Annotated in this window: 18 protein-coding genes and 2 pseudogenes; 13 read left to right on the top strand and 7 right to left on the bottom strand. The window is 72.0% G+C overall.

The genetic code is table 11. The features are described from left to right. Positions 1-290: 290 nt before the first annotated feature. A pseudogene (locus GFH49_RS12225) lies at positions 291-569 on the top strand (WhiB family transcriptional regulator); the annotation flags it as partial. Positions 570-594: 25 nt separating this feature from the next. Here the strand turns inward: GFH49_RS12225 and GFH49_RS12220 are convergent. The 3 genes from GFH49_RS12220 to GFH49_RS12210 all read right to left on the bottom strand — a co-directional run bounded on the left by GFH49_RS12220 (position 595) and on the right by GFH49_RS12210 (position 4,265). Beyond that, entirely contained in the window at positions 595-1,569 is a 975-nt protein-coding gene (locus GFH49_RS12220) for an acyl-ACP desaturase (protein WP_155055864.1), read from the bottom strand. Between the two features lie 194 nt (positions 1,570-1,763). After that, the gene (gene ddaH, locus GFH49_RS12215) at positions 1,764-2,540 is read right to left on the bottom strand and encodes a dimethylargininase (protein WP_155055863.1); all 777 of its coding nucleotides are present in this window, start codon (positions 2,538-2,540) and stop codon (positions 1,764-1,766) included. A 96-nt stretch (positions 2,541-2,636) separates the two neighbouring features. Beyond that, the gene (locus tag GFH49_RS12210) at positions 2,637-4,265 is read right to left on the bottom strand and encodes an ABC-F family ATP-binding cassette domain-containing protein (protein WP_155055950.1); all 1,629 of its coding nucleotides are present in this window, start codon (positions 4,263-4,265) and stop codon (positions 2,637-2,639) included. 311 nt (positions 4,266-4,576) lie between these two features. Here GFH49_RS12210 and GFH49_RS12205 point away from each other — a divergent pair, with 311 nt between their 5' ends. Then, complete coding sequence (locus GFH49_RS12205; RefSeq protein ID WP_155055862.1) at positions 4,577-5,248, top strand: GOLPH3/VPS74 family protein; 672 nt, start codon at positions 4,577-4,579, stop codon at positions 5,246-5,248. Between the two features lie 593 nt (positions 5,249-5,841). Here GFH49_RS12205 and ssgD read toward each other — a convergent pair. After that, the gene (ssgD, locus tag GFH49_RS12200) at positions 5,842-6,255 is read right to left on the bottom strand and encodes a spore wall synthesis regulator SsgD (protein ID WP_155055861.1); all 414 of its coding nucleotides are present in this window, start codon (positions 6,253-6,255) and stop codon (positions 5,842-5,844) included. A 224-nt stretch (positions 6,256-6,479) separates the two neighbouring features. Here ssgD and GFH49_RS12195 point away from each other — a divergent pair, with 224 nt between their 5' ends. From GFH49_RS12195 to mmpA, 4 genes are all read left to right on the top strand, one after another. Beyond that, positions 6,480-7,589 carry a WD40/YVTN/BNR-like repeat-containing protein gene (locus tag GFH49_RS12195; RefSeq protein ID WP_230396255.1) on the top strand — a complete coding sequence of 370 codons (1,110 nt, stop codon included), beginning with the start codon at positions 6,480-6,482 and terminating at the stop codon, positions 7,587-7,589. Between the two features lie 48 nt (positions 7,590-7,637). Continuing rightward, complete coding sequence (locus GFH49_RS12190) at positions 7,638-7,964, top strand: plasmid stabilization protein (protein WP_155055859.1); 327 nt, start codon at positions 7,638-7,640, stop codon at positions 7,962-7,964. A gap of 37 nt (positions 7,965-8,001) precedes the next feature. After that, a complete protein-coding gene (locus tag GFH49_RS12185; protein WP_155055858.1) occupies positions 8,002-8,685 on the top strand; it encodes an endonuclease V in 684 nt (227 codons plus the stop codon). An 87-nt stretch (positions 8,686-8,772) separates the two neighbouring features. Next, positions 8,773-8,931: a morphogenic membrane protein MmpA gene (gene mmpA / locus GFH49_RS39325; RefSeq protein WP_196217950.1), complete on the top strand. Its 159-nt coding sequence runs from the start codon at positions 8,773-8,775 to the stop codon at positions 8,929-8,931. Between the two features lie 7 nt (positions 8,932-8,938). On the opposite strand, the gene GFH49_RS12180 is transcribed toward mmpA, so the two are convergent. Continuing rightward, entirely contained in the window at positions 8,939-10,111 is a 1,173-nt protein-coding gene (locus GFH49_RS12180) for a saccharopine dehydrogenase family protein (protein WP_155055857.1), read from the bottom strand. A gap of 68 nt (positions 10,112-10,179) precedes the next feature. Here GFH49_RS12180 and GFH49_RS12175 point away from each other — a divergent pair, with 68 nt between their 5' ends. From GFH49_RS12175 to GFH49_RS12155, 5 genes are all read left to right on the top strand, one after another. Continuing rightward, a complete protein-coding gene (locus tag GFH49_RS12175; RefSeq protein ID WP_155055856.1) occupies positions 10,180-10,584 on the top strand; it encodes an MmcQ/YjbR family DNA-binding protein in 405 nt (134 codons plus the stop codon). 105 nt (positions 10,585-10,689) lie between these two features. Next, on the top strand, positions 10,690-11,829 hold the full coding sequence (locus GFH49_RS12170) for a CaiB/BaiF CoA transferase family protein (protein WP_155055855.1): 1,140 nt from the start codon (positions 10,690-10,692) through the stop codon (positions 11,827-11,829). Beyond that, the gene (locus GFH49_RS12165; RefSeq protein WP_155055854.1) at positions 11,826-12,968 is read left to right on the top strand and encodes an acyl-CoA dehydrogenase family protein; all 1,143 of its coding nucleotides are present in this window, start codon (positions 11,826-11,828) and stop codon (positions 12,966-12,968) included. Before GFH49_RS12170 ends, GFH49_RS12165 begins: the two co-directional genes overlap by 4 nt. A 21-nt stretch (positions 12,969-12,989) precedes the next feature. After that, positions 12,990-14,204 (top strand): acetyl-CoA C-acetyltransferase, encoded by a 1,215-nt coding sequence (locus tag GFH49_RS12160; RefSeq protein WP_155055853.1) that lies wholly within the window; start codon positions 12,990-12,992, stop codon positions 14,202-14,204. A gap of 60 nt (positions 14,205-14,264) precedes the next feature. Beyond that, entirely contained in the window at positions 14,265-16,460 is a 2,196-nt protein-coding gene (locus GFH49_RS12155; RefSeq protein WP_155055852.1) for a 3-hydroxyacyl-CoA dehydrogenase NAD-binding domain-containing protein, read from the top strand. A gap of 228 nt (positions 16,461-16,688) precedes the next feature. On the opposite strand, the gene GFH49_RS12150 is transcribed toward GFH49_RS12155, so the two are convergent. Continuing rightward, positions 16,689-17,414: a MerR family transcriptional regulator gene (locus GFH49_RS12150; protein ID WP_155055851.1), complete on the bottom strand. Its 726-nt coding sequence runs from the start codon at positions 17,412-17,414 to the stop codon at positions 16,689-16,691. Positions 17,415-17,562: 148 nt separating this feature from the next. On the opposite strand from GFH49_RS12150, the gene GFH49_RS12145 reads away from it, so the two are divergent. After that, entirely contained in the window at positions 17,563-18,051 is a 489-nt protein-coding gene (locus GFH49_RS12145; protein ID WP_155055850.1) for a F0F1 ATP synthase subunit B family protein, read from the top strand. Here GFH49_RS12145 and GFH49_RS12140 read toward each other — a convergent pair. Then, positions 18,011-18,892 (bottom strand): arginase family protein, encoded by an 882-nt coding sequence (locus GFH49_RS12140; RefSeq protein WP_155055849.1) that lies wholly within the window; start codon positions 18,890-18,892, stop codon positions 18,011-18,013. The genes GFH49_RS12145 and GFH49_RS12140 overlap by 41 nt on opposite strands. Before the next feature lie 566 nt (positions 18,893-19,458). Here GFH49_RS12140 and GFH49_RS12135 point away from each other — a divergent pair. Beyond that, positions 19,459-19,661: pseudogene (locus GFH49_RS12135) on the top strand (hypothetical protein); the annotation flags it as partial. Positions 19,662-19,684 lie beyond the last annotated feature (23 nt).

Genomic DNA, 19,684 nt, shown 5'->3' with positions numbered 1-19,684 from the left:
GCCCGCCGGCGCCCTGTGCCTGGTCGGCGCGCTGATGGTCGCGCCCACGCGGCGGAGCCGGCGACCGCGTTGTAGCGGTCGGCGGCCTGAGCGACGGCATCGACGCCTGGGGCGACGGTCGGCAGGCCGGTGGCCGGGGACGGCATCCGGGCAGCTCACGGCGGTCGCGGCGGCCTTCCGACGGCGATTGTCAGTGGGCGGTGCAAGACTCGGCAGAGCAGGCAACCGGACAACGGGACCCCACGAGCTGAAAACACCTCGGCCGTGCCGCGCGCCGCGTTGATCCGGCGTTGATCGAACGTTTTTCGCCGTCCGGCACGCTTCTGGCCATGCACACCGAAACAGTCACCTCACCCGACCTCGCCTGGCAGGAGGAGGCGTTGTGCGCCCAGACCGGGGCGGACTTCTTCTTCCCCGAACCCGGCAGCTCCGTACAGGAGGCGAAGCGGATCTGCGGGCTGTGCCCGATCCGCCCCGCCTGCCTGGAGTACGCGCTGGACCACGACGAGCGCTTCGGCGTCTGGGGCGGCCTGTCGGAGAAGGAACGCCTGGAACTCAGGCGCCCGTCGCACGGAGAAGCCGCCCCCGGACGGGTCAGCCCGCGGCCCGCGCCGCCATCCGCGCCTTGCGCGCCGCGAGCTTCTCGTCGAACTTGGACGCCTCCGCGTCCAGCCCGCCCATGAACAGGCCGAGTTCCTCCTGCGCCGCCCGCCCCTCGGGGCCGAGGCCGTCGATCTCCATGACCTTCAAGAAGCGCAGCACGGGCTGGATGACGTCGTCGTGGTGGATGCGCATGTTGTAGATCTCGCCGATCGCCATCTGCGCGGCGGCCCGCTCGAAGCCGGGCATGCCGTGACCGGGCATGCGGAAGTTCACGATCACGTCGCGCACCGCCATCATCGTCAGGTCGGGCGCGAGCTCGAAGGCCGCCTTCAGCAGGTTGCGGTAGAAGACCATGTGCAGGTTCTCGTCGGTCGCGATGCGCGCCAGCATGCGGTCGCAGACCGGGTCGCCGGACTGGTGGCCGGTGTTGCGGTGCGAGACGCGGGTCGCCAGCTCCTGGAAGGCGACGTAGGCGACCGAGTGCAGCATCGAGTGGCGGTTGTCCGACTCGAAGCCCTCGCTCATGTGGGCCATACGGAACTGCTCCAGCTTGTCCGGGTCGACCGCGCGCGAGGTGAGCAGGTAGTCGCGCATCACGATGCCGTGCCGGCCCTCCTCGGCGGTCCAGCGGTGCACCCAGGTGCCCCAGGCGCCGTCCCGGCCGAAGAGCGAGGCGATCTCGTGGTGGTAGCTGGGGAGGTTGTCCTCGGTCAGCAGGTTGACGACCAGTGCGATGCGGCCGATCTCGGTGACCTTGGACTGCTCCTTCTCCCAGGCCTCGCCGTCCTCGAAGACGCCGGGGAAGTTGCGGCCGTCGCTGAACGGCACGTACTCGTGCGGCATCCAGTCCTTGGCGACCTTGAGATGCCGGTTGAGTTCCCGCTCGACCACTTCCTCCAACGCGTACAGCAGCCGGGCGTCGGTCCAGGCGGCCGAGCTGCCGAGGTGAGGGGAGGTGATCGTCACAGGAACTCCAGGGGACGTGGCTGAGACCGGCGAGCGGTGCCGGGTAACTTACGGGATCGTAGGCTACGAAACCGTAGGTTACGAAGCCGTAGGTTAAGTGCGCAGTAAAGGTCACTGATCAGCCAACGTTTCCAGGGCATACGGCTCACCCAGGACCGCAGGTCCCGGGGCTTTTCGGATCATGCGCCACCCGGTCAGGCGTACAGCTCACGCAGCCTGACCGAGAGGCATGTCACACATCCCTCAAGCTTCTCGAACTCACCGATGTCCACCAGGACCGGGTCGTGGCCGAGATCGGCCAGCAGCTCCGCCGTCTTCGGCGCGCTCGCGGCCATGAGCAGCTTGCTGCCGCCGAGCAGGACCACATGGGCGCCGGCCTCCTCGGGCACCGACAGGAAGCGCGGGAACAGCGACGGCCGGTCCACCTTGGGGATGTGCCCGATCACCGTCCCGTCGGGCAGCGCCGTCACCGCCGACTTCAGGTGCAGCACCCTGCTCACCGGCACGGCGACGACCCGCGCACCCAGCGGTTCGAAGGCGGCCCGCAGCTGCTGGACGCCGGCCGCGTTGGTACGGCCGCCCCGGCCGGCGTAGATGGTGTCGCCGATCTTGAGGATGTCGCCGCCGTCCAGCGTGCCGGGATCCCAGATCCAGTTCACCGAGCAGCCGAGCCGGGCCACGGCCTCCTCGACGCCGAGGGTCTCCGCACGCCGTGACTCGGCGCCGGAGCGGGCGATCAGCGCGACGTTCTTGTACATGACGACCGTGTCCTCGACGAACACCGAGTCGGGGCAGCCGTCGGCCGCTTCCACTTCGATCGTCTCCCAGCCGTGCCCCCGCAGGGCCTCCGCATACGCCTCCCATTGCTCAAGCGCGAGATCGACATCGACCTTCTCCCGCTCGATGTGGGTCACCAGTCCTTCGGCGAGGCGCGGGCCGGGGCGGCGGATGAGGGCCTTCTTGCTGGGCACGTCCAGAACTCCGAATCGGGTTGGTTGCCGGCGCCCGTGACGCAGCACCGATCCGCCATCATGCAGGGCCGCTCCGGGCGCACGAAACCCCCGTCGTCACGCTGTGGCCTCCCCGAGATGATCGTTTCCGGTGATCTCCCGCAGCTCGCCGTCCAGCAGCAGCCACCGGGTGATGCCGATCGACTCCAGGAACGGCACGTCGTGGCCGGCCACGATCAGCGCCCCCTCGTACGACTCCAGGGCCGTGGTGAGCTGTCGTACGCTCGCCATGTCCAGGTTGTTCGTGGGCTCGTCCAGCATCAGCAGCTGCGGTGCCGGTTCCGCCAGCATCAGCGCGGCCAGCGCCGCCCGGAAGCGCTCGCCGCCGGACAGCGTCGCCGCCTGCTGGTCGGCCCGGCCGCCCCGGAAGAGGAACCGGGCCAGCCGCGCCCGGATCCGGTTGTCGGTGGCGCCCGGCGCGAACCGGGCCACGTTCTCGGCGACGGTCCGCTCGTCGTCGAGCACATCGAGCCGCTGCGGCAGGAACCGCATCGGCACATGCGCCCGTGCCTCGCCCGACACCGGCTGCAACTCCCCGGCGATCGTGCGCAGCAGCGTGGTCTTGCCCGCGCCGTTGCGCCCGAGCAGCGCGATCCGCTCCGGCCCGCGCAGATCGAAACCGCCGGCCACGCGCGCACCGTAGGCCAGCTCCAGGTCCCGGAGCGTGAGGACCTCACGGCCCGGCGGTACGGCCGTGTACGGCAGATCGACGCGGATCACGTCGTCGTCCCGTACCGCCTCCACCGCCTCGTCCAGCCGCTCCTTGGCCGCGGCGAGCTTCTCCTCGTGCAGGATCCGGTGCTTGCCCGCGGACTCCTGTGCCGCCCGCTTGCGCGCCCCCATGATGATCTTCGGCTCGCGCTTCTGGTCCCACATCTTCTGGCCGTACCGCTTGCGGCGGGCCAGCTTGACCTGGGCGTCCACCAGCTCACGCCGCTGCTTCTTCAGGTCGGCCCCGGCGACCCGCACCATGCGTTCGGCCGCCTCCTGCTCGGTGGCGAGGGTCTCCTCGTACGCCGAGAAGTTGCCGCCGTACCAGGTGATCTTCCCGGAGCGCAGATCGGCGATCTGATCGACCAGTTCCAGGAGTTCACGGTCATGGCTGACCACGACCATCACTCCGGGCCAGGCGGCGACGGCCTCGTACAGCCGCTTGCGGGCGTAGATGTCGAGGTTGTTGGTCGGCTCGTCGAGCAGCAGTACGTCCGGCCGGCGCAGCAGCAGGGCGGCCAGCCGCAGCAGCACCGACTCGCCGCCCGAGACCTCGCCGATCCTGCGGTCCAGCCCGACGTGGCCGAGCCCGAGTTCGCCGAGGGTGGCGAGCGCGCGCTCCTCCACGTCCCAGTCGTCGCCGACGGTCTCGAAGTGCTCCTCGGCCGCATCGCCCGCCTCGATGGCGTGCAGCGCGGCCCGCTGTGCGGCGATGCCGAGCGCCTCGTCGACCCGGAGTGCGGTGTCGAGGGTGATGTTCTGCGGGAGACAGCCGATCTCGCCGGAGACCCGGACGGCGCCGCCGGCTGGTGCGAGGTCACCGGCGATCAGCTTCAACAGGGTTGATTTTCCTGACCCGTTGATGCCGACGAGCCCGGTCCTGCCCGGACCGAAAGCGGTGTCGAGGCCCTGGAAGACGGCGGTGCCGTCGGGCCAGGCGAAGGACAGGGACGTAACGGTGACGGACGTGGACATGGACATGCGGGCCTCCGCGGTCGCTCGAAGGGATCTCTAAGGGATCAGGGGCAAACGCGTATCGAGACACCGGCGACCAACGGGGAGAGATCCCGGAAGGCATGGGAAAAGCCCTGCCCGTCGAGGACGGCTCGAATGCCGAGGTCGCACGCAGCGCACACCCGTGAAGGTGCGACGCGGTGTCTCAGGACCTCAGACGAGCAACGTCCTTCTCCAATCGACGGCAACAGGACCGCTGAACAACGTACGAAGGGGCCCGGCGGCTGTCAACGGATTAACGTGCACCCCGACCGCACCACGAAGGAGATCCCGTGCCCAACGGCTCGCTGACGCTGCCGGCCCGGCTCTACCTGCTGGCCTGGGACACCACGAGGAACGAGGTCACCGGCTCCGCCCACCTCCGCTACGTGGTGCGGGCGGGCGCCCTCACCGAAATGGCCCAGTGCGGCCTGCTCGTCGACGCCGACGGCATCGCGACGCCGGCCGACATGGACTCCCGCACCGGGGACGCCGTGCTCGACGGGCTCCTGGAACTCGTCCGGGAGTCACGACCGCACCCGTGGCGGACCTGGGTGACGCTGCACGCGCGCGTGACGCTCGACGCCGTACGGGAGAAGCTCGCCGCCGACGGGTACCTGCGGGTGGCGAAGAAGCGGGTCCTCGGAGTGTTCCCGACCGCCGAGTACGGCGTGGACCGCACCGCCGTCGTGGAGGCGCTGCGCGAGGAGGCGCGGCAGGTCCTCGAAGGGCCGGTGCCCGTCGCGGACGTCCCGGACCGGGACGCAGCCGTCGTCGCCCTCGCCGTCGCGGGCGAGGTGCGCACGCTGGTGCCCGGGAAGGAAGGGGGCCGCCACGAGGAGCGCGTCGCGGCGCTCACCGACCGGAGCGGTGCGACGGCGCCGGCGCTGCGGGCCGTGATCCGCGAGGTGCGCGCCGGGCTGGTCGCGGCGGTCTCGGCACCGTCGGTGCCGACGCGCGGCTGAGGCGGTACACGGCTGAGGCGACGCGCGGCTGAGGCGGCACGCGCTCGGGGCCCCGTGCCCCCATCGTGTCGGATTTCTTCCGGTCCAGGCGGAGCGGATCGCCGCTGCCCGGAGACTGCCGGCACCGCGGCCGTACCGCTGTACGTCAACGCACACGTCGACAGGCACCTGCGGTGCCGGGGAGCGGACCTCGCCCTGGAGCGGGCCGCCGCCCTTCTGGCCGCGGGCGCCGGCGGGGCCTTCGTCTCCGTGGGCCGCCGGTCCGGGAACCGTGAAGCTGCTCGCCGCCGGGATCGACGGGCCGCTGAAACGTGACGGCCGGTCCCGGTGCGTTGCCGGTCGTCGAGTCGGCCGTACTCGGGTTCACCCGCGGGTGCGTGGGCTCGGGCATGGCCCAGGCCGGCGCACGTCCTGGTCCGCCGCGCCACCCGGGAGCTGCCGGCGGCGGGGACGTAGGACTCGCTGCCGGGACGGGCAACGTGCCCCGAAAGGCGCGGGGCTGCGTTGCATGTGCGGCTCCGTCGCGCGTGCGTGACCAGCCACGACCACGCCGCAGCCGACCGACGACCCGTCGCCGCCCCGTCAGCGGAGCGCTACGCGTCCCGCATCAGCTCGGCGAGGTCGTGGTCCAGGTCGAGCCGCAGATGCTCCAGGCCGACCGGGACGAGCGCGCTGGTGGCTGCCAGGAAGGAGCGCAGTTCCGCCGAGCGGACGTGCACGACTGCCGTGCCTTCGGGGGCGTGGAACTCCAGGACGGTGCGGTCGTACCCGTACGGCCGTATCCGTACGTCGCCGCAGCCCTCGGCGTTCCGCATGCCGGCCGCGAGCAGCTCGCGGGAGAAGGTCCAGCAGACGTCGACGCCTTCCAGCGTCGCCGGGGCCGGGAAGGCCATGCGGATCGCGAACGGATCGCGCGGGTCGTACTGCAGGGTGGCGGGAATGCTCGGCATCCGCGGTGCTGCGGCGACGAGACGGGCCTCGACGGGCTGCTCGATGACGGTGGACAACGCCTTGCTCCCTTGTGACGACTGGACAGATTTCCGGGGATGAGGCCGGGCACTGGGTGAGACGACGGAATCAGCCGATCCGTGCACACGAATGTCGAGTGACCTCGGTCACCGCCGTCATGCATGCGAGTGACCCGGGACACCTCAAGTGCTCCAAGGGAGACTTGAGTCGGCAGCCGACGCCGTCTGGACGGCATCGGGGCGGTGGACTAGCTTCGCCCGCCATGAGGTGCTTGGGGAGCACGCGACCGGCCGGGGCAAGAGGACGTACGAGGCGAGCGGTGTCCGTGGGGGTGGTGTGCGGGGCGGCGGTGGCGGTGCTGACATGCGCCGGGCCCACGCAGGCCGCCGAGGACCGGGCGCCGCGCTGGGAGCTCAAGGACAGCGGCACGACCGATGTGCGGTTCCGGGGACTTGCGGCCGTCAGCCGGGACACCGCCTGGCTGGCCGGGTCCGCGGGCACCGTCCTGCGCACCACGGACGGCGGCGCGAGCTGGCGGAACGTCTCGCCGCCGGGCGCCGCCGGGCTGGAGTTCCGGGACGTCGAGGCGTTCGACGCGCGGCGCGCGGTGGTGCTGGCCATCGGCGAGGGCGAGGCGTCCCGCGTCTACCGCACCGAGGACGCCGGAGCGACCTGGACCGAGTCCTTCCGCAACACCGACGCGCGTGCCTTCTACGACTGCATGACCTTCTTCGACCGACGCCACGGCCTCGCGCTGAGCGACCCGGTGGACGGAAGGTTCCGCATCCTGTCGACGAGCGACGGCGGCCGCTCCTGGAAGGTGCTGCCCGGCACCGGCATGCCCGCGGCACTGGACGGCGAGTTCGGCTTCGCGGCCAGTGGCCAGTGCCTGGTCGCCGCCGGCCCGGAGGACGCCTGGCTGGCCACCGGCGGCGGTGCCCGCGCGCGCGTGCTGCACTCGGCCGACCGCGGACGGACCTGGACGGCCGCCGACGCCCCGGTCCCGGCCGGCGACCCGGCCCGCGGCGTCTTCGCGCTCGCCTTCCGCGACCGCGCCCACGGCCTCGCGGTCGGCGGCGACTACCGCCCGGACCAGGCCTCCCCGCAGGCCGCGGCTCGCACGGCCGACGGCGGTCGCAGCTGGCAGCCCGCATCCCAGCCGCCGCCGGCCTACCGCTCCGGCGCCGCCTGGCTCCCGCGCAGCCGCACCGCCGCCCTCGCGGTCGGCCCCACCGGCACGGACCTGACGACGGACGGCGGCCGCACCTGGCGGACCGTCGACACCGGCTCGTACGACACCGTGGACTGCGCCCAGGACCTGGGCTGCTGGGCCGCCGGGGAGAAGGGCCGGGTGGCCCGGCTGGAGAGCTGACGCCGAACGTGGGTACTCGGCCGACGACTGCGAGAGGAGTGATCGTCGATGCCACGCGGTTCGAGCGATAAGCGGGAACGCCAGTACGAGCACATCAGGGAGAGCGCCCGGGATCGCGGTGAGAGCCCCGAGCGCGCCAAGGAGATCGCTGCCCGGACGGTGAACAAGGAGCGCGCCCGCTCCGGCGAGTCGAAGCAGGCCAGCCGCACCTCGACCCAGGACATGTCGTCCGGCAAGCGGGGCGGCCAGCGGTCCGGCAAGGGCTCCCAGGGCCCCACCTACGACCAGCTCTACGAGGAGGCCAAGCGCCGCAACATCCAAGGCCGTTCGGACATGAACAAGAGCGAGCTGAAGCGGGCGCTGGGCGGGAAGTGAGCAGGCGCCGGCGGACGGCCGTACCCTCGTCGGCATCATGACGACCGTACGCACCCCCGCCGGCTGGCCCGCGACCGAGGAACAGGCCCGTGCCGTCCAGGACGAGTTGCGTGAGCGGGTGGTGCTCGACGAGCCCGGGCCGCCGCCCGGCTCGGGGCAGGTGACCGGGGTCGACGTGGCGTACGACGACGAGCGGGACGTCGTGGCCGCCGCGGCGGTCGTCCTGGACGCGGCGCGTCTCGACGTCGTCGCCGAGGCCACGGCCGTCGGCCGGATCTCCTTCCCGTACGTGCCCGGCCTGCTCGCCTTCCGCGAGATCCCCACGGTCCTCGCCGCCCTCGCCGCGCTGCCCTGCCCGCCCGGCCTGGTCGTCTGCGACGGCTACGGTCTCGCCCATCCGCGCCGCTTCGGCCTCGCCAGCCACCTCGGCGTCCTCACCGGCCTGCCGACGATCGGCGTGGCCAAGAACCCGTTCACCTTCGCCTACGACGACCCGGGCGCCCCGCGCGGGAGTACGTCCCCGCTGCTCACGGGCACCGAGGAGGTCGGCCGCGCCCTGCGCACCCGGGACGCGGTCAAGCCCGTCTTCGTCTCCGTCGGCCACCGGGTGAGCCTGGACAACGCCTGCGCGCACACCCTCGCGCTGAGCCCCGCGTACCGCCTCCCGGAGACGACACGCAGGGCCGACGCGCTGTGCCGGAGAGCGCTGCGGGACGCGTGAGGGCTGCGGAGGCCGGCCGGCCTGAGTACCCGGACTGAGTATCCGTACGGATGTGGCCGCGCCGTGCCGGTCGGCAGGGTGGGGCGCATGACGACGCACCGTGCCGCCCACCGTTCCCCCAAGCCCCTCGCCGACCCGGGCCGACCGGTCGAGCGTGCCGTGAACGCCGTGCTGATCCTCGCCGTGCTGGCCGGGCTCGGCTGGATCGGGGGCATGATCTACACCGTGCTGGAGTGGCAGCTGTAGAGGCCGTTCAGCGGGTCGCGGCCACCCGGAAGGTGATTCCGGCCGCGCGCAGCCGTTCGGTCAGCGCCTCGCCCATCGCCACCGCTGTCGTGACCTGCCCGGCCGTCGGCGGGAGTTCGTCGAACGCCAGGCACAGGGCCGACTCGGCGAACATCTTCGCCGTCTCGCCGTACCCCGGGTCGCCGCCCGCGACCTCGGTGAACACCCGCCGGCCGCCGCCCTCGCCGACGAAACGCACGGAGAACCAGCTCTTCGCCCGCTTCTCCGGGCCGGGCCCCTCGCCGGGCGCCAGCCGGGAGGACAACCAGCGCCGGGCGGGCGGGAACCGGGCGGCGGTCATGATCGCGCCCGCGAAGGCGACCCCGCCCAGCGCGACCGGCAGGTGCCGGACGGCCGCGTACTCGCGGTAGCGGAAGTCGGGGCCGTACCGCTCCAGGGCGCGCGCGGACCGCCGTACGATCTGCGCGTCGATGGTGGGCAGCGGGACCGCCCAGGCGCCGACCTCCCCGGCGAACCGGAGCGCGCCCGTCGGCGCGGTCGCGCGGCGGCCCACCAGACGCGGCTCCTGCCGGTTCCGGTCGCGGGCGGCGGCCACCATCCGGCGCCGACGGGCGAACTGGTTGAGCGCCGAGGCGAACGTGCCGCCCGAGAACATGGCGTGGGCGGTCACGAACGCGTCGACGGTCAGCGGCACCCCCTCCGGCAGCTGCCGGACCGTGAAACGGGCCCCCAGGTCGTACGGGATCGAGTCGAAACCGCACGCGTGCACCAGGCGGGCGCCCGTCTCACGCGCGCGTGCGTCATGGCGGACGTACGTCAGGTCCACGAACTCCGGCTCACCGCTCAGGTCGATGTAGTCGGTGCCGGCGTCCGCGCAGGCGGCGACCAGTTCCTCGCCGTATGTCACATAGGGGCCGACCGTGGTGGCCACCACGCGCGCGTGCCCGGCGAGTTCACGCAGCGCGGCCGCGTCGGACCCGTCCGCCCGGACCACACCGACCTCGCCGGTCAGCCGCTGCCTGAGCCGCTCCAGCTTCGCGTGGCTGCGCCCGGCGATCGCCCAGCGCAGGCCCTCGGGGGCGTGTGCGTCGAGGTACTCGGCGGTGAGGGCCCCGACGAAGCCCGTGGCGCCGTAGAGCACGATGTCGTAGGGACGTCCCGCCCTGTTCAGCCTGGTCATGACACTCCTGGTCCCGCCGCCCGCGCCGTTGTCGGTGGCCGAGGCTAGCGTGAGGAGTGCGCCCCCCGATGACCAGCCCGGAGGTGTCCACGGTGGCCGTGCCCAGGAGTGCCCTGAAGAAGTGGGAGAAAGTGCGCGGGTTCGCGCTGGGCCTGCCCGGCGCCTCCGAGGAGTTCCCCTGGGGCGAGACCGTCGCGAAGGTCGGCAAGAAGGTCTTCGTCTTCCTCGGCGTCGACGACGGCAGCTATCCGATGGGCCTCACGGTGAAGCTCAAGGACGACGTGGCCCATGCGCACGCCCTGACCTGCCCCGGCGCCGAACCCGCCGGATACGGGCTGGGCAGGTCCGGCTGGGTGAGCATCCCGCTGGAGCAGAAGGGCGCCCCGGCCGCGGAGCTGCTGTGCGACTGGGTGGAGGAGAGCTACCGCGTCATCGCGCCCAGGAAACTCATAGCGGAGCTGGACGCGCGCTGACGGTAGCCTTGGCTAAGCGCTTGCTCGCCCAGGTCTTGTGCCCACCGGCGCACCTTCATAGCATCGCTGGTGTTACATCAGTTGTGTCACACCTAAGAGGGCTGGATGACGACGACGTCGCACACACCCGCGCAGGGCCCGCTCAGCGGCGTCCGCGTGGTCGAGCTGGCCGGGATCGGGCCGGGCCCCTTCGCCGCCATGCTCCTGGCCGACCTGGGCGCCGACGTGGTCCGCGTGGACCGGCCCGGCGGCCAGGGGCTCGCGATCGACCCGGCGTACGACATCACCAACCGCAACAAGCGCTCGGTGCTCGTCGACCTGAAGTCCCCGGACGGCCCCGCCCGCGTCCTGGACCTCGCCGCGCGCGCCGACATCCTCGTGGAGGGCTACCGCCCCGGAGTCGCCGAGCGCCTCGGCGTCGGCCCCGAGGCCTGCCAGGCCCGCAACCCGGGGCTCGTCTACGGCCGTATGACCGGCTGGGGCCAGCAGGGCCCCCTCGCGGACCGCGCCGGCCACGACATCGCGTACATCGCGCTCACCGGCACCCTCGGCATGATCGGCAGCGCGGACGAGCCGCCCGCCGTCCCCGCCAACCTGATCGGCGACTACGCGGGCGGCTCCCTCTACCTCGTCGTCGGCGTCCTCGCGGCCCTGCACCACGCGCGCACGACCGGCACCGGCCAGGTCGTGGACGCCGCGATCGTCGACGGTGCCGCCCACCTCGCGTCGATGATCCACGGCATGCTCGCCGCGGGAGGCTGGCAGGACCGGCGCGGGGCCAACCTCCTGGACGGCGGCTGCCCCTACTACGGCACGTACGAGACCGCCGACGGGAAGCACATGGCGGTCGGCGCCCTGGAACCGCGGTTCTACGCCGAGTTCCTGGACCTGCTCGGCGTCGGCGGACACGCCGGATCCCGCAAGGACGTCGCGCGCTGGGCCGAACTGCGCGAGGCCGTCGCCGCCCGCTTCAAGTCCCGTACGCGGGACGAGTGGACGGCCGTCTTCGAGGGCACCGACGCGTGCGTGGCCCCGGTTCTGTCGCTGCGCGAGGCCCCGCACCACCCCCACCTCGCCGCCCGCGGCACCTTCACCGACCACGGTGGCATCACCCAGCCCGCCCCCGCGCCCCGCTTCTCGGCGACGCCGACCGGCATCCGCACCGGCCCCGCCGGACCGGGCGCCGACACGGCCGACGTGGCCCGCGACTGGGACGTACCCGACCTCATGAAGGGCCAGGAATGAAGCGGAAGATCTTCGCCCCCGAGCACGAGGCGTTCCGCCGGACCGTGCGCAGTTTCCTGGCCCGGGAGGTGCTGCCGTACTACGAGCAGTGGGAGAAGGACGGCATCGTCTCGCGCGACGCCTGGCGCGCGGCCGGCAAGCAGGGCCTCCTCGGGTTCGCCGTGCCGGAGGAGTACGGAGGCGGCGGCACACCCGACTTCCGCTACAGCGCCGTCCTGGCCGAGGAGTTCACGCGCGCGGGCGCACCCGGGCTGGCGCTCGGGCTGCACAACGACATCATCGGCCCGTATCTCACCGGCCTGGCCACCGGGGAACAGAAGCGGCGCTGGCTGCCCGGCTTCTGCGACGGCACGCTGATCACCGCCATCGCCATGACCGAACCCGGCGCCGGATCCGACCTCCAGGGCATCCGGACGCAGGCCGAGGACCGCGGCGACCACTGGCTGCTCAACGGCTCCAAGACGTTCATCTCCAGCGGCATCCTCGCCGACCTGGTGATCGTCGTCGCGAAGACGACACCCGTGGGCGGCGCGCACGGACTGTCGCTGCTCGTCGTCGAGCGCGGCATGGACGGCTTCGAACGCGGGCGCAACCTCGACAAGATCGGCCAGAAGGCGCAGGACACGGCCGAGCTGTTCTTCCACGACGTCCGCGTGCCCAAGGAGAACCTGCTCGGCGACCTCGACGGCGCCTTCGCGCACCTGATGACGAACCTCGCGCAGGAGCGCCTGAGCATCGCCGTCTGCGGGATCGCCGCCGCCGAGCACGTACTGGAACTCACCACGGAGTACGTCAAGGAGCGCGAGGCCTTCGGCCGGCCGCTCGCCCATCTCCAGCACATCCGCTTCGAGATCGCGGAGATGGCCACCGAATGCGCCGTCACCCGCACCTTCCTCGACCGCTGCACAGCGGACCACGCGAACGGCGAACTGGACGCCGTGCACGCCTCCATGGCCAAGTGGTGGGCGACCGAGCTGCAGAAGCGGGTCGCCGACCGCTGCCTCCAACTGCACGGCGGGTACGGCTACATGGCCGAATACCCCGTCGCCCGGGCCTTCACCGACGGCCGTATCCAGACCATCTACGGCGGGACCACCGAGATCATGAAGGAGATCATCGGTCGTGCCGTCCTCGGCTGACCCTCACCGAAAGGCTGACCAGTGAGCACCGAAGCGTACGTGTACGACGCGATCCGCACCCCGCGCGGGCGCGGCAAGGCGAACGGCGCCCTGCACGGCACCAAGCCCATCGACCTCGTCGTCGGACTCATCCACGAGATCCGCGACCGCTTCCCCGGCCTGGACCCGGCCGCCATCGACGACATCGTGCTCGGTGTCGTCGGGCCGGTCGGCGACCAGGGCTCCGACATCGCCCGGATCGCCGCGGTCGCCGCCGGACTGCCGGACACGGTGGCGGGCGTACAGGAGAACCGCTTCTGTGCCTCGGGCCTGGAGGCCGTCAACATGGCCGCCGCCAAGGTGCGCTCGGGCTGGGAGGACCTCGTCCTCGCGGGCGGCGTCGAGTCGATGTCCCGGGTGCCGATGGCCTCGGACGGCGGTGCCTGGTTCAACGACCCGATGACGAACCTGGCGGTCAACTTCGTGCCACAGGGCATCGGCGCCGACCTGATCGCCACCATCGAGGGCTTCTCCCGGCGCGACGTGGACGAGTACGCGGCCCTCTCGCAGGAGCGGGCGGTCACGGCCTGGAAGGAGGGCCGCTTCGAGCGGTCCGTCGTCCCGGTGAAGGACCGCAGCGGCCTCGTCGTCCTCGACCACGACGAGCACCCGCGCCCCGGCACCACCGCCGACTCCCTCGCCAAGCTGAAGCCGTCCTTCGCGGACATCGGCGACCTGGGCGGCTTCGACGCCGTGGCGCTGCAGAAGTACCACTGGGTCGAGAAGATCGACCACGTCCACCATGCGGGCAACTCCTCCGGCATCGTCGACGGCGCCTCCCTGGTGGCGATCGGCTCCAAGGAAGCCGGCGACCGCTACGGACTGCGCCCGCGCGCCCGCATCGTCTCCGCCGCCGTCTCCGGCTCGGAGCCCACCATCATGCTCACCGGCCCCGCGCCGGCCACCCGCAAGGCCCTCGCCAAGGCGGGCCTGACCATCGACGACATCGACCTCGTCGAGATCAACGAAGCCTTTGCGGCGGTCGTCCTGCGCTTCGTGCGGGACATGGGCCTGTCCCTCGACAAGGTCAACGTCAACGGCGGCGCCATCGCCCTCGGCCACCCGCTCGGCGCGACCGGCGCGATGATCCTCGGCACCCTCGTCGACGAACTCCAGCGCCAGGACAAGCGGTACGGCCTCGCCACGCTGTGCGTGGGCGGCGGCATGGGCATCGCGACGATCGTCGAGCGCATCTGACCCCTCCCGACGGATACGACGGACACGACGGACACGACGGATCACACGGAGCACTTCCTCATGAGCACTCAGTCCACGACCATCCGCTGGGAACAGGACCGCGAAGGCGTCGTCACCCTCGTTCTCGACGACCCGAACCAGTCCGCGAACACCATGAACCAGGCGTTCCGCGACTCCCTCGCAGTCATCACCGACCGCCTGGAAGCCGAGAAGGACTCCATCCGCGGCATCATCTTCACCTCCGCCAAGAAGACCTTCTTCGCGGGCGGCGACCTGCGCGACCTGATCCGGGTCACTCCCGAGACCGCCCAGCAGCTGTTCGACGGCGGCATGGCGATCAAGCGCGACCTGCGCCGCATCGAGACCCTCGGCAAGCCGGTCGTCGCCGCGATGAACGGCGCGGCCCTGGGCGGCGGTTACGAGATCGCGCTGGCCTGCCACCACCGCATCGCCCTCGACGCCCCCGGCTCGAAGACCGGCTGCCCCGAGGTCACCCTCGGCCTGCTCCCCGGAGGCGGCGGCGTCGTCCGCACCGTACGCCTGCTCGGCATCGCCGACGCGCTGCTGAAGGTGCTCCTCCAGGGCACGCAGTACAGCCCGCAGCGCGCCCTGGACAACGGCCTGATCCACGAAGTGGCCGCCACCCAGGACGAGCTGATGGCCAAGGCCCGCGCCTTCATCGAGGCCAACCCCGAGTCCCAGCAGCCCTGGGACAGGCCGGGCTACCGCATCCCGGGCGGCACCCCGGCGAACCCCAAGTTCGCGGCCAACCTGCCCGCCTTCCCGGCCAACCTGCGCAAGCAGACGGGCGGCGCCCCCTACCCGGCCCCGCGCAGCATCCTCGCCGCCGCCGTCGAGGGCTCCCAGGTCGACTTCGAGACCGCGCAGGTCATCGAGGGCCGCTACTTCGTGGAACTGGCCGCGGGGCAGACCTCGAAGAACATGATCCAGGCGTTCTTCTTCGACCTCCAGGCCGTCAACTCCGGCGCCAACCGCCCGGGGGGCGTCGAGCCGCGCAAGGTGAGCAAGGTCGCCGTCCTCGGCGCCGGGATGATGGGCGCGGGCATCGCGTACTCGTGCGCCCGCGCGGGCATCGAGGTGGTCCTGAAGGACGTATCGGCCGAAGCCGCCGCCAAGGGCAAGGGCTACTCCGAGAAGCTGTGCGCGAAGGCCGTCTCCCGGGGCCGTACGACCCAGGAGAAGGCGGACGCGCTGCTGGCCCGCATCACGCCGACCGCGGACCCGCAGGACGTGGCCGGCTGCGACGCGGTCATCGAGGCCGTCTTCGAGGACCCGGCCCTCAAGCACAAGGTGTTCCAGGAGATCGAGCACATCGTCGCGCCGGACGCGCTGCTGTGCTCCAACACCTCCACACTCCCCATCACCGCCCTCGCCGAAGGGGTGGAGCGCCAGGGCGACTTCATCGGGCTGCACTTCTTCTCGCCCGTCGACAAGATGCCCCTCGTCGAGATCATCAAGGGCGAGCGGACGGGGGAGGAGGCCCTTGCCCGCGCCTTCGACCTGGTCCGGCAGATCAAGAAGACGCCGATCGTCGTCAACGACTCGCGCGGCTTCTTCACCTCCCGCGTCATCGGCCACTTCATCAACGAGGGCGTGGCGATGGTGGGAGAGGGCATCGAGCCCGCGTCGGTCGAGCAGGCGGCGGCTCAGGCGGGCTATCCGGCCAAGGTGCTCTCCCTCATGGACGAACTGACGCTCACGCTCCCGCGCAAGATCCGGGCCGAGTCCAAGCGGGCGGTGGAGGAGTCCGGCGGCACCTGGCGGACCCACCCCGCCGAGGCCGTCATCGACCGCATGATCGACGAGTTCGGGCGCGCGGGCCGCAGCGGCGGCGCGGGCTTCTACGAGTACGTCGACGGCAAGCGCGCGGGCCTGTGGCCGGGCCTGCGGGAGCACTTCACCCGAGAGGGCGCGGAGATCCCCTTCGAGGACATGCAGGAACGCATGCTGTTCTCCGAGGCGCTCGACACGGTGAAGCTCCTGGAGGAGGGCGTCCTGACCTCGGTCGCCGACGCCAACATCGGCTCCATCTTCGGGATCGGCTTCCCGGGCTGGACGGGTGGCGTCCTGCAGTACATCGACGGCTACGAAAGAGGCCTGCCCGGCTTCGTGGCACGCGCGCGTGAACTCGCCGAGCGGTACGGGGAGCGGTTCACGCCGCCGGCGCTGCTGGTGGAGAAGGCGGAGAAGGGGGAGACGTTCACCGGCGCGGCGCCGAGGTCCTCGACCATGTGACATCCTCCCCCTCTTCCGGCACGGCTGTTCGCCGGGGCGGGGACGTCTTCGCCCCGGCTGGGGGCTCTGTGCTCGGTGCGCCGGCGCAGCAGCCCCCAGCCTTGGGCGATGGCCCCCTTCAGTCCGCCTGCGTTGGCGGCGCCGCTGGGGTCGTACGGCATCGTGGTGAACGCGATCGCGTCCGTGGGCGAGGGCGGCGGCTTCCTCACCGGGCAGACGCTGAACGTGTCAGGCGGGTCCGCCTGTCTCCGAGATCCCGTCCAGCCACTCGCACAGCTCCTCCCTCAGGGAGCGCTGAAACGTCGTCAGCAGGGCCTGCACCACCAGCGGATGCATGTACGCGGACAGCGACTTCACGTCCTCGGCGGTCCGCTCGGCCACGGCTTCGCGCAGCAGCCGCGACAACTCGTGCGCCGCCGCGCGCGAGTGCTCGATCAGTGCGTTGCGCGCCGCGAGGATCGTCTCCTGGGACAGCGGTACGTCGAGCAGCTCGACGCCGACCCGCAGCAGACCGGAGTCGACGCGGAACGAGCCGTCCTCGCGCGCGACCACGTCCATCGCCACCAGCCGCTCCACGTCCTGGTCGCTCAGCGCCCGCCCGGCCCGCCGCGCCAGCTCCTCGCGGGTCACCTTCTCCACCGCGTCCGGGGCCCAGGACGCCACCACGGCACGGTGGATGGCGAGGCCGTGCGCGCTCAGGTCAGGCGGCAGCCGGTGCAGATAGCGTTCGATCGCGGCGAGGGTCATGCCCTGGGCCTGGAGCTCGTCGATCAGCGCGAGACGCGCGAGATGCTCCTGGCCGTAGTGACCGACCCGGCGCGGACCGATCACCGGTGGCGGCAGCAGGCCCCTGGTGCCGTAGAAGCGGACCGTGCGGACCGTGACGCCCGCCCGCGCGGCCAGCTCGTCGATCGTGAGGGTCGGCGCCGCGATGTCCGGGGGTTCGGTCGTCATGTGCAGCAGTATCGCTGTCTCACCAATACTGTGAAACCTCGGGCGGGCGCTGTTCGCGATGCCGGGGACGCGCACTGGAAGGGCGCGGGGCCGCGGGGCGACCTGCCCAGCGGAGCGTCTCGTACGAATGAGCGGGTAAGGGAGCGGCATGGACCTCATTCCCGTGGAAATCGGCCCATTGAACCCCCAGGTGCAGGACCTGGCGGTCGGACTGGTGCTGTTCGCTGTCTGCTACCTCAGCATCGTTCCGCTGCTTCGCCGGGCGCACCGTGTCATCGAGGCGCGGGAGCAAGCGACGGACGGCGTCGAGCGGCATGCCGAGGAGGTCCGGGCGCTCGCCGAGGAGAAGCACCGGGAGGCGCGGGCACTGCTCGCCGAGGCACGGCACGACGCGGCACGCACCCGCCAGCAGGCGGAGGCGGAAGGAGCCGCGCTGATTGCCGAGGCCCGTGCCGACGGAATGCGCGAACGCGACGCACTCCTCGCCCGCGCCGCCACCCGCATCGAGGCCGACCGTGCCGCCGCGGAAGCCGAACTCCGCACGCACATCCCGCAGTTGGCCGTGGATCTGGCCAGCCGGGTGCTGGGGGAGCCGGTCAGCCCCGGGACGCGAACCCCCGCAGCAGACACTCGGTGAGCCGTGCCGCGATGGTCCCCTCGGGGTCGAGGCGTGGGTTGAAGATCGCGACGTCGAAGCCGACCGCCGGGCCGGAGAGGGCCAGGCCGAGCACCGTCTCCAGTTCCTCCCAGGACAGCCCGCCGTCCAGCCGGTAGTCGACGGCGGGCATGACCGCGTCGTCCAGCACATCGACGTCGAGATGCAGCCAGTACCCGGCGGACCCGCCACCCGTGAGGAGGTCCACCGCCTGCCGTGCCGCCTCGGCCGCGCCCAGCTCCCGTACCGCGTCGAGGTCCATCGCGTGCAGCGCCTGAGGCAGTGGCTGCATCCCGAACACGGAGGCCTCCGCCTGGTCCCGGAAGCCGAGGGCGACGGTGTCGGCGTCCCGGACCAGCGGTCCCCGCCCCTCCAGATCGGCCAGGACGGCGGGTCCGCGCCCGGTGGCCAGGGCCAGCTCCATGGAGGCCACCTCGCCGACGGGTTCCGCAGCCGGCTGATAGAAGTCGGTGTGGCCGTCGAGGAACAGCAGCCCGTGCCGCCCCCGCCGCCGCAGCGCGAGCAGATTGCCGAGCAGCACGCTGCAGTCGCCGCCCAGCACCACCGGGAACCGGCCCTCGTCCAGCACTCCGCCCACCGCGTCGGCCAGCCGTACGGAGTAGTCGGCGATGCCGGCCGGATTGAGGACCTCGGTCTCCGGATCCCGTTCAGGGACGTACGGGCCCGGCTCGACCCTGCCCGCACGCACCGCGCCGAGGCCGTCGGCGAGACCCGCGTCGAGCAGTGCCCGGGGCAGCTCCTCGACGCCGGTCGGCCGCAGCCCCAGCACGGACGGTGCCTCGATGATCGCGACGTCCCGCACTCCGACTCCCTCGTCAGGCGGCGCCGGCCGGCCCACGCGTGTCCGGCGCGTGGGCCCACCGTAAACCGCGGGAGCGCGCGGAGCGCGTCAGTGCCGGTGCCGCAGGGCGTCCTGCGCCGCGTCGGTGTGCCCGTGCACGCCGTTCGTCACGGCGATCTTCTTCCACGACATCGGCGGCACCACGCGTACCGCCTCCCGAGTGATGGACGCGGACCGCGCCGCGAGGGCGCTCGGCTCGGACGGCCGGTACAGCCGGGTGCCGAAGAGCGCGGCGACTTGCCCTACACCCGTTCGGCGTACACCCGGAAGCCGGTGACCGACGCGTTGCCGTACGCGTGCCTCTTCGGCCCGCCGATCTCGTTCCGGGGCGCCCGCGGGTCCGCGCGCCCCGGTCGTTCCCCGCGAGGTGGATCTGGTTCTCCCGCGCCGTGCCCTCGGCAACCGACACGTCGCGGGCGGCCCTGTCGAGCGGGCGGTCGTTGCTCGCCGCACGCCTGCTGACGACGGTGACCGAGGTGCCCTGGGGCAGGGGCGTCTTCGGCGTCATCTCCAGCGCGTGCTCGCCGGTGGTCGCGCACGACGCGTCGGCGATCCGGCGCCGGCCGCGAGCGTGCGGATACGACGTCTCCCTCTACGGCCTGCGGCTGACGTACCGGCCGGCCACGGACGAACTGACGGGCACCGCGCCCCTGCGGCCCGCACCGCGCAGGACCTGTCCCGGTTCGACCTGGACGTCCTGCCGGACGTCGGCGAAGTAAGGGTCAACGGCGGCACGCGACCCGCGCGCACCCC

The organism is Streptomyces blattellae, assembly GCF_009709555.1.
GTDB classification, from domain to species: Bacteria; Actinomycetota; Actinomycetes; order Streptomycetales; family Streptomycetaceae; genus Streptomyces; species Streptomyces blattellae.
This window is presented reverse-complemented; position numbering and strand designations above follow the sequence as displayed.